We start from the raw sequence: 12,979 nt of genomic DNA on the forward strand, positions 1-12,979 counted from the left end.
GCGAGACGCCCGCCATGAGCACCTACAAGACCGCCAAGCTCTTCACCAACGGAGGCAGCCAGGCCGTGCGCCTGCCGGCCGAGTTCCGCTTCGAAGGCGACGAGGTCTACATCCGCCGCGACCCGCGCACCGGCAACGTCATCCTGTCGGCGCGGCCCGAGCTGTCGTGGGTGGAGTTCATCGCGCTGCGCCACCAGCTGGGCGAGCTGCCCGCCGATGCGCTCTCCGACCGTGCGCAGAGCACGCAGCGCCGCGACCCCTTCGACACCTGGGTGGAGTGACCACAGTGCTCTACCTGCTCGACACCAACACCGCCACCGCCGCGATGCGCGGCACCGCCGGCCTCGACAGCCGCCTCTCGCGCCTGCAGCCCGACGAGTGGTGCATTTCCGCCGTGACCAACGCCGAGATGCGCTATGGCGTGGCACTCAAGCCGCAGGCCATCCAGCTGGAGCGCTATGTCGACGCCTTCCTGTCGGTCGTGCGCACCGAGCCGTGGGACGAAGCCTGCGCCGAGTTCCATGGCCACCTGCGTGCGCGCCTGCGCGCCAAGGGGCACACGCTCGGCGACTTCGACGAGATGATCGCGGCCCATGCGCTCGCGCTCGGCGCGGTGCTCGTGACCGACAGCGTGCGGCACTTCAAGCGCGTCGAGGGGCTGCGGGTCGAGAACTGGATCCGCAGTTCCTGAACGGCGCGCCTACTACTGCGCCACCCCGGTGAGCCACGCCCGGCGGATCAGCCCGCCGCAATCGGCCGATTCGTTGCCGCCACCCGCCAGCGCCACGCGCGCCACGATGCCGTAGTGCGTCTTGTTGACGTCGATCCAGGGGTAGAAGCCGAAGGCGCCGGCGCTCGAGAAGGCACCGTCGCCGCTCGTCTCGACCCAATGGCCGAGCGAGTAGTGGAAGCTTTGCGACGCGGGCACCGGCGTGTTGACGGCGGTGGGGCAGGTGGCGGGGTTGGTGCACACGGCGTGGGCGCCGAGGCGTGTGGAGAGCTGCAGTTCGTTGTTGAGCAGCCTGCGCAGGAAGACGGCGTACTGCGATGGCGTGGTGCGCGCGCCGCCGGCCAGTTGCGGCTGTGTGTAGCTGAGGCTCATGCCGAGCACGCGGGTCATTTCTGCGGCGAGCGTGGCGTTGTCGAGCGCGCCGAGCCCCATGCCGGGCGCGGCGATGTTCGCGTGCACCTGCATGTGGCCGCCGCCGTACGAGAAACGGTCGACGTGGGCCGGCGTCTGCACGCCGTTGTTGCCCCGCGCCACGCACGAGGCCACGGTGTCGCTGGGCTCGCAGCCCGAGAAGCCGAAGCTCGTGTAGCCGGCGGTGAAGTTGAGGTGGCGGATGTCTTCGGCGGTGAGCGCGCCGCCGCGGCGCTCGACGACGTAGGCGCCGTAGAGCCACTTCGAGGCCGAGGCGATGTTCATCACCGTGGCGGCGGTGTAAGTGGTGGCGTTGCCGGCCTCGTTGACCGAGCCGCTGGCGCGAAGCGCCGTGCCGTCGCCCACCTCCCAGTAGAACGGGCGGATCGGCGCGCACAGGTTGCTGCTGCTCTGCGCGGTGGTCGTGGCGGCCCCGATGCGCTGCGCCAGGTCGGGGCTGCTCGGCGGTGGCGGTGCCGGCGAATCGGAGTTGCCGCCGCAGGCGCTGAGCGCCACGGTCGCGAAGAGCACGGTGAGTGCAGGCCAGCGGTCGAGCATGAGGTCCCTCGGGGTGTTGGTTTTTGTGCAGCCATTCTGTCGGGTCGCGCGCCGGCCTTGTGTTGCCGGTCTGCAAAGACGCGGTATCTGTTTGCGACACGGTGCGGGTGTTGACGAGGTCAATCCATCAAAGTAGATTTCTGTTCCATCATGAAGGAAAGCGCGTCAGACACCCGAGACACGCTCGACCAGCGCATCGCCCGCCGCGTGCGCGAGCTGCGCGCTGCGCAAGGGCTCACGCTGGAGCAGCTGGCGGCGCGCTCGGGCGTGAGCCGCTCGATGATCTCGGTCGTCGAGCGTGGCGAGAGCAGCCCCACCGCCGCGTTGCTCGACAAGCTGAGCGCCGGCCTCGGCACCAGCCTCAACGCACTCTTCGAAGCGCCGCGCGACGAGGCGCCGCCTTCACCCGTGGCGCGCCGCGCCGACCAGCCCGAGTGGCAGGACCCCGATTCCGGCTACGTGCGGCGCGCGCTCACGCCGCCGGGCATCGCCGCGACGCTGCAGCTGGTGGAGGTGAACTTCCCGCCCGGTGCGCGTGTGAACTACGAGGTCGGCGTCCACCGTGCGGGCTTCCAGCAGCAGGTGTGGGTGATGAGCGGCAGCGTCGTCGTCACCGTGGGCGGCGAGCGCCACAAGCTCGCCGCGGGCGACTGCCTCGTGCACCCGATCGACCAGCCGATCTCCTTCCACAACCCTTCGCGCCAGGCGGCGCATTACCTCGTGGCCTTCTCCGGGCCACCCACTTCCAGGAGCATGTGATGGGTCTCGCCTTGCAGCAGCTCGACGCCGAGGCCACGCGTGCGCACATGCCGGCGCTGTGCGACCTGCTGATGGATTGCGTCGCCGGGGGCGCTTCGGTCGGCTTCGTGCAGCCGATGTCCACCGCCAAGGCGCAGCGTTTCTGGGAAGGCGTGGCGGCCTCCGTGGCCCGCGAAGAGACGGTGCTGCTCGTGGCACGCGATGGCGATGGCCGCGTCGCGGGCACGGTGCAGCTCGTGCTCGCGCTGAAGGAAAACCAGCCGCACCGTGCCGAGGTGTCGAAGCTGCTGGTGCACCGGCGCGCACGCCGCCTCGGGGTGGGCGCCTTGCTGATGCGCGAAGCCGAGGCCGTGGCGCGGCGCATCGGCCGCACCGTGCTCGTGCTCGACACGTCCACGCCCGAAGCCGAGCGGCTTTACGAGCGCGAAGGCTGGTCGCGCTGCGGCACGATCCCCGACTACGCGCTGATGCCCGATGGCTCGCTGTGCGGCACCACGATCTTCTTCAAGCGCCTGTGATGCACGAGCCGCTGCGCGCCAAGGTCACTTCCCCAGGGGCCTGACGCTGCCGCAGTCGGCACTCAGCCACCGGCCGGTCTGGTCGACGGTCACGCGCTCGTTCTGGCCCATCACGACGGTGTCGACGATGCCGCGGCTGGTGTAGGCGGTCGGGCTCTGGAATTCGACCAGCGCTTCGCCCGCGGCCGGCGGGTTGGTGGCGCAGCTGAACTTCACCTTCATCGAGCTGGCGCTCTTGTCCAGCACCTGCTGCGTGCAGTCGCCCGCCTGCTGCGGTATCTGGCCGCGCTCGGCGTCTTCCTTGCTGATGCAGGCCTGCACGCTGCTGGTCTTGTCGCCGAGCTTCACGCCCTGCTGCGCCATCATCTGCTCGACCTGCTTGCGCTGGTCGGGCGGCAGCCGTGCGATGTAGGCCTGCGCCTCGCGCATCGCCATCTCGGCCTTGCCGCTCTGGCTCTTGAGCGACATGTTGATTTCCCACAGGCCGGCCTCGATGCGGGGGCCGGGCTGGGTCTGGGCGTGTGCGGTGCCGATGCAGAGCAGGGCGGCGAGTGTTGTCTTCAACTTCATCATCGATTACGGGGTCCTCTGGAGATCAATCAGCGGGGTCATCGGCCAGAATGCCGGCCTGTGACGACCCACCTGCCAATGATCCGCCGAGTACGGATGCTCACATGTGCCGCGGCCCTGTTCTTCACAGGGGCTCTGGCGATGGCACAGAACACGAACACCGCCCCGTGCGTGGAGCCGGTGCCGCCTGCAGCGTCGGGTGCAGCCCCCCAGCTGCCGCCCCCGCGCCTGCAGCAGCTTCAGTACAAGTGCCTCAAGCTGAACGGCGGCCAGCGCGTGCTGGTGGGCGAGGCCGGCGATGCAAAAGCGCCGCCGGTGCTGCTGGTCCATGGGCTGGGCAACAACGCCCACCGCGACTGGGCGCCGGTGATTCGCCCGCTGGCTGCGCAGTTCCACGTGATCACGGTCGACCTGCCGGGCTTCGGCGCCTCGCCCGGCAGCGGCGAAGGCTATTCGTTCATCGGGCTCGGGCGCGTGCTGTCGCAGGTGCTGGACCAGCTGGCGCCGGGGCAGAAGGCGCACGTGGTCGGCCATTCGCTGGGCGGCGCGGTGAGCCTCTTCTTCGCGCATGCGTATGGCGAACGGGTGGAGCGGCTGGTGCTGGTCGATGCCGCAGGCATCCTGCTGAAGAACGTGTTCGTGCAGCACATCGCCGGCCTGCGCACGCCGCAGGTGGGCATCGCGCCGGTGGACCAGATCCTCAAGGGCTTCAGCGAGCGCCTGGGCAGCGTCAAGCGCGGGCTCTTCTTCCGGCTCGACGACCGCTTCGACTTCAGCCGCTGGCTCGCGCAGAACCCGCCTGTGCGCATTGCGCTGCTCGGCCGCCACACGCAGGTGGACGCGGGCCTCGGCCTCGTCGAGCACGACTTCACCCGCGCCATCCGCGAGACCACCGCGCCCACCACCATCCTCTGGGGCGGCGACGACCCGATCGCGCCGCCGCGCACCGGCCGGCTGCTGGCCGCACGCCTGCCCGATGCGCGGCTCAAGGTCATGGAAGGTGTGGGCCACACGCCGATGCTCGAGAGCCCCGAGGCCTTTCGTGCGCTGCTGCTGGAGGCCCTGACCGTGCCGCAACTGGCGCCGCGCCAGGCGGCGAGCGTGCCGGACGCATCGCAAGGCGACGTGACCTGCAGCGCGCAGGCGGGCCGGGTGTACACCGGCCGCTTCGACACCCTCACGCTCGACAACTGCATCGGGGTGCGCATCCACACGGCGCGCATCAAGCGGCTGGTGCTCAGGAACGCGGCCGCCACGCTCGACGACGTGGTGGTGGAGTCCGACGACGTGGCGCTCACCGCCACCGACAGCGAGCTCAGCGCGACGCATGTGCGCCTGACAGGCCGCGTGGCCGTGCGCGCCGAGAACAGCTGGCTCGACCTGGCCGGCGCGAGCCTCGTGGCCCGCGAGCGCGGCGTGGAGGCGTCGCCGCCCAGCCGCGTGTTCTTCTCGGTGAGCGACATGCGCGCGCCGGACACCACCGGCGACCTGCACACCGTGTGGTGGCCGACGTCGCGCTGACCATCCCTTGCTCTTGGGGGTTAGCACCCCGAGTTGTCACCAAGTGCGGCTGTGCCGCGCGTGTGCAAACAACTCGCAACAACTCATGCGCATGTCCCCTCTATGTGCATGCGCCGCGCCTTGAGATGCTTCCCCCGGGAGCCCGACAGAGCGATACGCCACGGGTTGAACAGGGACCATCATGTACAGGGAAGACTTTTCTCCGGCAACGCTGTTGCCGGTGTCGCGTGCGCCTGCGTTGGGCGGGAGCACCACCGGTCCGGATGCGGTCATCACCGCAGCGGTTCACACGTCGCCGCGCCCGGCAGCCGCCGCCGTCGGGTTCGGCCTGCCCTTCAAGGTGAAGCTGGTCTGCGACGAGCGCCAGCTGCTGCGGGTGCAGGCCTTGCGGCAACTGGCCTACGGCCGCCACCTGCCGGGCCAGGCCGAAGCCTTCGGCAGCGCTGACGCGCAAGACCGCACGCCGGGCACCGTCATCTTCTATGCCGAAGACAAGGCGAGCGGCGAGCTGGTCGGCTCGGTGCGCGCCCAGAGCAACCGGCACGCGCCCCTGCAGATCGAAAGCAGCATCGAGCTGCCGCCCTTGCACCAGGGGCGCCAGCTGGCCGAGATCACCCGCCTGTGCGTGCGGCCGGGCTACGAGCACCAGGTGCGGCTCGCGCTGCTGAAGGCGCTCTACCTGTACTGCATCGCGATGCAGATCGGCGGCGTGGTCGCGGGCTCTCGCCGCTCGCTGCTGCGCACCTACCTCAGCCTCGGCTTCACCGATCTGTTTGGCGACGAGCGCATGTGCCCCCTGCAGCACGCCGGTGGCCTGCCGCACCGCGTGCTGTTCCGCGACATGCTGCAGACCGACGCGCCGGTGCGCAGCTGGCGCCCACAGGACTACGAGTTCGTGTACCGCGACTTCCACCCCGACATCGAGGTCTTCGATTCGATCGCTGCGGCGGTGAGCTTCGGCTTGAGTGGCCGCGCGGTGCCCAGCCGGCCGCACTGAGCTGCGTGCTCAGGCCTGCGCGGCGACGGTGTCTTCGAGGTAGGGCGCCAGCACGGCCCGCAGCTGCTCGATGTCGAAGGGCTTGGCGAGGTAGTCGTCCATGCCGGCGGCGCGGCACTGCTCGCGGTCTTCGGGGAAGACGTTGGCGGTGAGCGCGATCACCGGCAGGCGCGGCAAGTGGTGCTCGGCCTCGTGCGCACGGATGCGGCGTGCCGCCTCGAAGCCGTCCATCTCGGGCATCTGGCAGTCGAGCAGCACCAGGTCGGGCCGCGGGCCATCGGTCTGGCACACCTGCGCCACCACGCCCACGCCGCTCGGCACACGGTCGACGAGCAGCCCCAGGCGCACCAGCGACGACTCGGCCACGATCGCATTCACCTCGTTGTCTTCGGCCAACAGCACCTTGCCGCGCAGGCGCGCATGCGACGGGCTGTGACCCGCGGGCGCGGCTGCCGGGCTCTGCGCCGGCGTGGGCGGCAGGTCGATGGGCAGGAACACCTCGAAGGTGGAGCCCTGGCCCAGCTGGCTCCGGCAGGTGATGCGCCCACCCATCGCTTCGCACAGCGAACGCGTGATCGAGAGCCCGAGGCCGGTGCCGCCGAAGCGTCGGGTGTTGGAGCTGTCGACCTGCACGAAGGGCTCGAAGATGCTGTCGAGCGCCGAGGGCGCGATGCCCACGCCGGTGTCTTCGACGCGGATGCGCAGCTGCCGGCCGCCTTCGGTGGCGGCCGCGTGCACGCGGATCGAGCCTGTCTCGGTGAACTTGACCGAGTTGCCGATCAGGTTGAGGAGGATCTGCCGCAGGCGGAACGGGTCGGCCATCGCCACGCAGGGGCGCGGCAGGTCCACGCTGCCGTGGATGGGCAGGCCCTTCTCGGCGGCGCCCGGCTTGCACATCGCCACGCTGTCGTCGACGATCTGCGCGAGGTCGACCACCTGCGGGTGCAGCTTCACCCCCTGCACGCCGAAGCGCGAGTACTCGAGGATGTTGTTGATGAGGCCGAGCAGGTGCTCGCCGCAGCGGCGGATCACGCCCAGCCCTTCGCGCGGGCTCGCGCCCGACGGGCCGGAGAGCAGCATGTTCGAGACGCCGAGGATGCCGTGCAGCGGCGTGCGCAGCTCGTGGCTCATGTTGGCCACGAACTCGTTCTTCGCCTGGTTTTCCAGGCGGGCCATCTCGAGCGCCGAGCTCAGCTGCGTGGTGAGCTGCTCGTTGGTGTAGCGCAGCGTCAGCATCTCCACCACCTGCCGTTCCGAGCGGCGGGTGGACACGAGCAGCAGCGCGTAGAAGGTGAGGATGGCGAAGGCCCCGTAGACGCCGATCGCGTCGCCACGCGCGAGCATCATCACGACGCCGGGCGCCTGCATGGGCGCGGTGTACGCCACGCACGAGGGCCAGTCGGCATGCAGCACGAAGGCGGCGATGGTGCTCACGCCGGCCAGCGTGGCCACCACGAGCGTCAGCGTGGCGTGGTCCTCGACGCCGGTGAACATGAGGCCGGCCAGGCCCCAGGCGGCACCGTCGATGAAGAGCATCGCGCGGCCCCATTCGAGCCAGCGCAGCGAGTCGTTCTTGCGCCGGCGGAAGAGCAGGCCGTGCGCCACCCGCGGCACCACCACCGCGATCTTGATCGCGAGCCACAGGTACACCGTGTCGCGACCGACGATGTCCTGCAGGTACAGCGCCATCGCCACCGCGAAACCGGTGGCCGCGAACACGGCCACGGAGGTCTGGTCGAAGACCATCGCCATCTGGGCGACACGGACCCGCGTGCGGATGTCAGTCGGTGTGGCTGCGGCCATTTGGCGAGCAATGTACCTGCGTTGCCCTGGCGGGGCGGCGCCTTCAGGTCAAAAGCAACACTGCCCCGATCGCGATGGCCCCGGGCAGCGCCTGCACGAAAAGGATCTTGCGGCTGGCGGTCATCGCGCCATAGATGCCGGCGACCACCACGCAGCCCAGGAAGAAGAGCGCGATCGGGCGGCCCGCGCCGCCGAGTCCCATCCACAGGCTCCACAGCAGGCCCGCGGCGAGGAAGCCGTTGTAGAGGCCCTGGTTGGCCGCGAGCACCTTGGAGGCGGTGGCGAACTCGGCCGTGTTGCCGAAGACTTTTCGGCCCGTGGGCTTGTCCCACAGGAACATCTCCAGCACCAGGAAGTAGGCGTGGAGCAAGGCCACGAGAACGACGAGTGATGCGGCGACCAGCATGGAGCTCTCCTTGTGCGTACTTGTCCGGGTAGGTCTCTGGGACGTGAGGGCGCCCGCTGCGCAGAACGGCGGATAGGGCATTCCCGTCTGGGCAGTGTACGGATCGCCACGCATGGTGAGCCGCACTCCGCGCCGGCCTCCCGCCGAGGCGCCGCGCCAACGCAACCCGGCCAAGGCGGCCTCGGCCAGGATCAGCAGCGTGGCCGATCTGGCTGAAGGCGCTGGCCGTGACGGGCAGCACCTGATCGCTCACCATGCTGGACCTGCCCACCGTCGAAGAGGCGGGCGGCCCGTCGCTCAAGGGTGACGAGGCCACCTCATGGTTCGGCCTGCTGGCGCCGGCCGGCACCCCACCCGATGTGGTGAGCCGCGTGCAGCAGGGCACGGCCAATGCGCTCAAGAGCCCCGCGCTGCGCGACCGCATGCTGGCCCAGGGCGCCGTCCCAAGCGGCATGAGATTGGCGACTCGTGCCGAGTGAGGCGATGAGCCTCACCTCCGCGGCGCGCCGGCCCGCGGCTTCGAGCCGCACCCAGCCGGCGCGGCGCACGAGCTGCGCGCTGCCGGCCGGCAAGGTGACCGTCACCTGCGAACCGAAGCCCAGCCAGCCGTCGGGTGGCAGCGTGAGCGAGACGCTGCCGCGTTCGGCGAGCACATGGCTGCCGCGCTCCATCCAGAGCTGCTGCGGCTGGCCGGGGTGCAGCCAGCGTTGTGGGGGGTCGATGCACATGGTGGACCTTTGTCGATGCGATGGCTCCTAGCCTAGGGACCGCGCCGCATGCCGAACAGGCACAGCCGGCGGCCTTGTGTTCCGCATCAGATGCGATTCGCCAAACCTGTTATGGCGCAGTAAGCTGGCATCTGTTCCGGTCTCGCCGCAGGAGTCGCACGCATCATGGACACCGTGGACACGAACCCTTCTGCCGAACCCCTCTACCAGCGCGTGGCGCATCACTACCGTGGCGCCATCCGCGCCGGCACCCTGGCACCCGGCGCCCGCATGCCCTCGGTGCGCTCGATGACGCGGCTGCACCAGGTGAGCCTCTCGACCGCGCTGCTCGCCTGCCGCAGCCTCGAAGACGAAGGCCTGCTCGAAGCGCGGCCTCGCTCGGGCTATTTCGTGCGGTTGCCGCGGCGGCTCGCCATGCCGCCGGCGCGCGAGCCCGATGCGGCCGAGGCGGTGGATGCGGCGCGCTACGTCGGCATCCACGACCGCGTGTCGGCCTTCGTCGCCCAGGGCGAGCGCAGCCTGGTGCGTCACGACTTCGCCGCGGCTTATGCGTCGCCCGAGTCCTACCCCGGCGAGGCGCTTCAGCGTGCCGCGATGCGCGCGCTACGCCACCACCCCGACCTGCTGGTCAAGCCCGTCAACTCCCCCGGCGATGCCGGCCTGCGCGCCGTGCTCGCGCGCCGCGCGCTCGATGCCGGCATGCAGCTCACCGCACACGACATCGTGGTCACGCAGGGCTGCGTGGAGTCGCTCAACGTCGCGTTGCGTGCGGTGTGCCAGCCGGGCGACACGGTGGCCGTCGAGTCGCCCGCCTACTACGGCCTGCTGCAGGTGCTCGAAAGCCTGAGCCTGCGCGCGCTCGAGATCCCCACGAGCCCGAGCACGGGCCTGTCGATCGAGGCGCTGGAGCTCGCGCTGCAGACACACGAGCGCATCCAGGCCGTGGTCGTGGTGCCCAATTTCCAGAACCCGCTCGGCTGCGTGATGCCCGATGCGCACAAGCAGCGCCTGGTCGAGCTGTGCAGCCGCTTCGAGCTGCCGATCATCGAAGACGACACCTACAGCGCCCTGTGCGACGACGGTGTGCCGCTCAAGGCCGTGAAGGCCTGGGACCGTGACGGCGGCGTGATCCACTGCGCCTCGCTGCGCAAGACGCTCGCACCCGGGCTGCGCCTGGGCTGGGTGAGCGGCGGGCGCTGGCATGCGCGCATCCAGATGCTCAAGTACGCACAGAGCCGCGCCAACGAAGCGCTCTCGCAGATGACCGCGGCCGAGTTCATCGGCAGCAGCGCATACGACCGGCACTTGGCACGCCTGCGCCGTCTGCTGAAGACGCAGCGCGAGCAGGTGGCCGAGTGCATCGGCGCGAGCTTCCCGGAAGGCACGCGCTTCAACGTGCCGGCCGGCAGCCTGCTGCTGTGGGTGCAGCTGCCCGAGGGCTGTGAAGCGCAGCGCGTGAGCGACGCGGCGCTGGAGCGCGGCATCCGCGTGGTGCCGGGGCCGCTGTTCTCGAACTCGAAGCGTTACGACAACTGCCTGCGCATCAGCAGCGGCTACGCGGTCACGGCAGAGGCGCAGCAAGGTCTGCGCGAGCTGGGCCGCATCGCAGCCGGCCTCCATGCGAGCAGCCTGATCAGCGGCTAGTTTGATCAGCGGGCGGTCTTGATGCGTGCCTGAAGCTCGGCCCAGCCTTCGGCGCCCAGCGTTTCCATCGTCTCGATGTTGGCTTCGTAGATGGCCTCGGCCTCGGGGAAGGCTGCGACAGCACGCTCGACGCTCGCCTCGCGCAGCAGGTGCAGCGTGGGGTAGGGCGAGCGGTTGGTCGCGTTGGTGATGTCGTCGGCGTCGGTGCCGGCGAACTGGAACTCAGGGTGGAAGCTTGCGATCTGCAGCACGCCCTCGTGGCCCGCATCGGCCAGCGCCTCTTCGGCGAGGCCGAGGAAATCGTTGAAGTCGTAGAAGTCGCCGAGCATCTGCGGGTGGATCAGGAGCGTGGTGTCGACCTGCGCCGGGTCGGCGTCGGCCAGCGACTGCATCTCGTCGACCAGCTGGGCCAGCAGCGCCTCGGGCTCAGTGGCGTCGCTCACCACGTAGCGCACCTGGCCTTTGGCGTGCACCGCCTTCGCGAAGGGGCAGAGGTTGAGGCCGATCACCGCGTGCTCGAGCCAGGCACGGGTTTCGGCGATGACGGTGGGGGCGTGGGGCGTGTTCACGGTGGGCCGTGATGATGACAGGTCGTGCAAGTCTTACGACGAAGGGCCCTCGCCAGGCATCTTTTGCCATCGGCCCCTTCGTGGCGCGGCGTTTGGAAGCACCGGCACGCAGGCCAGCGCGGCATCGAATTTGCCCACGCTCAGTCGAGGGTTTGCCCGCAGTCTTCTTCCAACAACATTGCTTGCCAGCCATGAGTTTCGCGATGCGCCGTGTCTTTCGTGCCCTGTGTCTGATCCTGCCGTTGGCGCTGGGCGCCTGTGCGACCCAGCAGGCGACCACGTCGTCCAACCCGAAATCGGGGCGCCCGGCTGCGGGCAACGTCCTCTCGGGCGCGGCGGCGAGCAAGACGCCGGCAACGAACACGGCCAAGTCGGCCAAGGCTGCCAAGGCAGAGAAAGCCGCAGCGGCGAAGGCGGCTGCCGAAGAACGGGCTGCCGCGGCGAAGGCTGCCGCCGCAGAGCGGGCGGCGGCCGCGAAAGCTGCCGCGGAGGCCAAAGCCGAGGCGGCGAGGATCGCCGCTGCAGAGAAAGCCGCGGCAGCGAAAGCGGCGGCCGCCGCGAGGGCCGAGGCAGCAGCGCGAGCCGAAGCCGCGCAAAAGGCCGAGCTGGAACGAGCCGCTGCGGCAGCAAGGGCCGAGTCTGTCGCGAGGGCCGTGGCGAAGGCCAGGGCCGAGGCGACCGCGAAGGCGGAGGCCAACGCGAGGGCCGAGGCGGCAGCGAGGGTCGAAGCAGAAAAGGCTGCCGCCGCGGCGAAGGCCGAGGCAGCAGCGAAGGCCGAGGCAGCGGCAAGAGCCGAGGCCACCGCCAAAGCCGAGGCGGCCGCGAGGGCCAACGCTGAAGCCCGAGCCGTGGCTGCGGCACGATCCGAAGCCGCCGCGAGGGCCGCTGCGGCGGCGAAAGCCGCAACCCCCGAACCCACCGTGCCCGCCCGGACCGCGGAGTCCGTGGCGGTCGCGTCCCCGGCCTCCAGCGATGCGCCCACGGTGACGGCGGCGCTTGCGGCCCCGGCAGAGCCGGCGGCTCCCGAAACGCGCCGCGACTACGCGGTCGGCGGCGGCGACGTGCTTCGCATTTCCGTCTACCAGAGCCCGGATCTGTCGCTCGATGCGCGCGTGTCGGAGAGCGGCACGATCTCCTATCCGCTGCTCGGGCAGGTGTCCGTGGGAGGCCAGTCCATCTCTCAAGTGGAGGCCACCATCGCCAACGGGCTGCGCAACGGCAACTTCCTCAAGCAGCCGCAGGTGGCCGTGTTGCTGATGGAGGTGCGCTCGAACCAGGTCTCGGTGCTGGGCATGGCCAACCGGCCGGGCCGCTACCCGATCGAGGTGAACGGCATGCTGCTGAGCGAGCTGCTGGCGCTGGCCGGCGGCGTGGCTGCGGGCGGCAGCGAGATCGTCACGCTGAGCGGCATCCGCAACGGCAAGCAGTTTCGCCAGCGGGTCGACATCAACGCACTCTTCACTAACGGCGCGCAAAACGGCAACCCCATGGTGCGCAACGGCGACACGCTCTACATCGACCGCCTGCCCAACGTCTACATCTATGGCGAGGTGCAGCGCCCCGGCCCCATCCCGCTCTCGCCCGACATGACGCTGATGCAGGCCGTGGCCAGCGGCGGCGGTCTCACGCAGCGCGGCACCGAGCGCGGGATGCGCGTGCACCGGCGCGACCCCTCGGGAGAGATCCAGGTCCTGAAGCCGTCGATGGACGACGTCCTCCGGCCCGGTGACGTCGTCTACGTGCGCGAGAGCCTCTTTTGACCCTG

At 70.0% G+C, this 12,979-nt stretch carries 13 protein-coding genes and 1 pseudogene; 9 read left to right on the plus strand and 5 right to left on the minus strand.

All coding sequences use genetic code 11. The features are described 5' to 3' along the window. Positions 1-14: 14 nt before the first annotated feature. Both JI745_RS24580 and JI745_RS24585 read left to right on the plus strand, forming a co-directional pair. Entirely contained in the window at positions 15-281 is a 267-nt protein-coding gene (locus JI745_RS24580; RefSeq protein WP_201813101.1) for an antitoxin, read from the plus strand. Further along, positions 278-691 (plus strand): PIN domain-containing protein, encoded by a 414-nt coding sequence (locus tag JI745_RS24585; protein ID WP_310738764.1) that lies wholly within the window; start codon positions 278-280, stop codon positions 689-691. Before JI745_RS24580 ends, JI745_RS24585 begins: the two co-directional genes overlap by 4 nt. A gap of 12 nt (positions 692-703) precedes the next feature. Here JI745_RS24585 and JI745_RS24590 read toward each other — a convergent pair whose 3' ends face one another. Then, positions 704-1,699, minus strand: a complete 996-nt coding sequence (locus JI745_RS24590; protein WP_201813103.1) for a hypothetical protein — start codon at positions 1,697-1,699, stop codon at positions 704-706. 150 nt (positions 1,700-1,849) lie between these two features. On the opposite strand from JI745_RS24590, the gene JI745_RS24595 reads away from it, so the two are divergent. Together JI745_RS24595 and JI745_RS24600 are read left to right on the plus strand one after the other, a co-directional pair. After that, a complete protein-coding gene (locus JI745_RS24595; RefSeq protein WP_201813105.1) occupies positions 1,850-2,458 on the plus strand; it encodes a helix-turn-helix domain-containing protein in 609 nt (202 codons plus the stop codon). Next, positions 2,458-2,976 (plus strand): GNAT family N-acetyltransferase, encoded by a 519-nt coding sequence (locus tag JI745_RS24600; protein ID WP_201813107.1) that lies wholly within the window; start codon positions 2,458-2,460, stop codon positions 2,974-2,976. Before JI745_RS24595 ends, JI745_RS24600 begins: the two co-directional genes overlap by 1 nt. Before the next feature lie 24 nt (positions 2,977-3,000). Here JI745_RS24600 and JI745_RS24605 read toward each other — a convergent pair whose 3' ends face one another. Next, positions 3,001-3,546 (minus strand): DUF3617 domain-containing protein, encoded by a 546-nt coding sequence (locus JI745_RS24605; RefSeq protein ID WP_201813108.1) that lies wholly within the window; start codon positions 3,544-3,546, stop codon positions 3,001-3,003. A gap of 141 nt (positions 3,547-3,687) precedes the next feature. On the opposite strand from JI745_RS24605, the gene JI745_RS24610 reads away from it, so the two are divergent. Both JI745_RS24610 and JI745_RS24615 read left to right on the plus strand, forming a co-directional pair. After that, entirely contained in the window at positions 3,688-5,067 is a 1,380-nt protein-coding gene (locus JI745_RS24610) for an alpha/beta fold hydrolase (protein WP_201813109.1), read from the plus strand. 181 nt (positions 5,068-5,248) lie between these two features. After that, positions 5,249-6,064, plus strand: a complete 816-nt coding sequence (locus JI745_RS24615; RefSeq protein ID WP_201813110.1) for an N-acyl amino acid synthase FeeM domain-containing protein — start codon at positions 5,249-5,251, stop codon at positions 6,062-6,064. Between the two features lie 9 nt (positions 6,065-6,073). Here JI745_RS24615 and JI745_RS24620 read toward each other — a convergent pair whose 3' ends face one another. Continuing rightward, entirely contained in the window at positions 6,074-7,867 is a 1,794-nt protein-coding gene (locus JI745_RS24620) for an ATP-binding protein (RefSeq protein WP_201813111.1), read from the minus strand. Positions 7,868-7,910: 43 nt separating this feature from the next. Beyond that, positions 7,911-8,273 carry a DUF1304 domain-containing protein gene (locus tag JI745_RS24625; protein WP_255545783.1) on the minus strand — a complete coding sequence of 121 codons (363 nt, stop codon included), beginning with the start codon at positions 8,271-8,273 and terminating at the stop codon, positions 7,911-7,913. Positions 8,274-8,485: 212 nt separating this feature from the next. Here JI745_RS24625 and JI745_RS24630 point away from each other — a divergent pair. Continuing rightward, positions 8,486-8,725, plus strand: a pseudogene (locus JI745_RS24630) (tripartite tricarboxylate transporter substrate-binding protein); the annotation flags it as partial. A gap of 441 nt (positions 8,726-9,166) precedes the next feature. Further along, the gene (locus tag JI745_RS24635; protein ID WP_201813113.1) at positions 9,167-10,645 is read left to right on the plus strand and encodes a PLP-dependent aminotransferase family protein; all 1,479 of its coding nucleotides are present in this window, start codon (positions 9,167-9,169) and stop codon (positions 10,643-10,645) included. 5 nt (positions 10,646-10,650) lie between these two features. On the opposite strand, the gene JI745_RS24640 is transcribed toward JI745_RS24635, so the two are convergent. After that, the gene (locus JI745_RS24640; protein WP_201813115.1) at positions 10,651-11,214 is read right to left on the minus strand and encodes a DUF1415 domain-containing protein; all 564 of its coding nucleotides are present in this window, start codon (positions 11,212-11,214) and stop codon (positions 10,651-10,653) included. A 191-nt stretch (positions 11,215-11,405) separates the two neighbouring features. On the opposite strand from JI745_RS24640, the gene epsE reads away from it, so the two are divergent. Then, positions 11,406-12,974 (plus strand): polysaccharide export protein EpsE, encoded by a 1,569-nt coding sequence (gene epsE, locus JI745_RS24645; RefSeq protein WP_236675434.1) that lies wholly within the window; start codon positions 11,406-11,408, stop codon positions 12,972-12,974. Positions 12,975-12,979 lie beyond the last annotated feature (5 nt).

The organism is Piscinibacter sp. HJYY11, from assembly GCF_016735515.1.
Lineage (GTDB): Bacteria > Pseudomonadota > Gammaproteobacteria > Burkholderiales > Burkholderiaceae_C > Rhizobacter.

Excerpts from the sequence above, each read along its gene's own strand:
- JI745_RS24580 (WP_201813101.1), top strand. The coding sequence starts at position 15 with ATGAGCACCTACAAGACCGCCAAGCTCTTCACCAACGGAGGCAGCCAG.
- JI745_RS24590 (WP_201813103.1), bottom strand. The coding sequence starts at position 1,699 with ATGCTCGACCGCTGGCCTGCACTCACCGTGCTCTTCGCGACCGTGGCG.
- JI745_RS24595 (WP_201813105.1), top strand. The coding sequence starts at position 1,850 with ATGAAGGAAAGCGCGTCAGACACCCGAGACACGCTCGACCAGCGCATC.
- JI745_RS24600 (WP_201813107.1), top strand. The coding sequence starts at position 2,458 with ATGGGTCTCGCCTTGCAGCAGCTCGACGCCGAGGCCACGCGTGCGCAC.
- JI745_RS24605 (WP_201813108.1), bottom strand. The coding sequence starts at position 3,546 with ATGAAGTTGAAGACAACACTCGCCGCCCTGCTCTGCATCGGCACCGCA.
- JI745_RS24610 (WP_201813109.1), top strand. The coding sequence starts at position 3,688 with ATGGCACAGAACACGAACACCGCCCCGTGCGTGGAGCCGGTGCCGCCT.
- JI745_RS24615 (WP_201813110.1), top strand. The coding sequence starts at position 5,249 with ATGTACAGGGAAGACTTTTCTCCGGCAACGCTGTTGCCGGTGTCGCGT.
- JI745_RS24620 (WP_201813111.1), bottom strand. The coding sequence starts at position 7,867 with ATGGCCGCAGCCACACCGACTGACATCCGCACGCGGGTCCGTGTCGCC.
- JI745_RS24625 (WP_255545783.1), bottom strand. The coding sequence starts at position 8,273 with ATGCTGGTCGCCGCATCACTCGTCGTTCTCGTGGCCTTGCTCCACGCC.
- JI745_RS24635 (WP_201813113.1), top strand. The coding sequence starts at position 9,167 with ATGGACACCGTGGACACGAACCCTTCTGCCGAACCCCTCTACCAGCGC.
- epsE (WP_236675434.1), top strand. The coding sequence starts at position 11,406 with ATGAGTTTCGCGATGCGCCGTGTCTTTCGTGCCCTGTGTCTGATCCTG.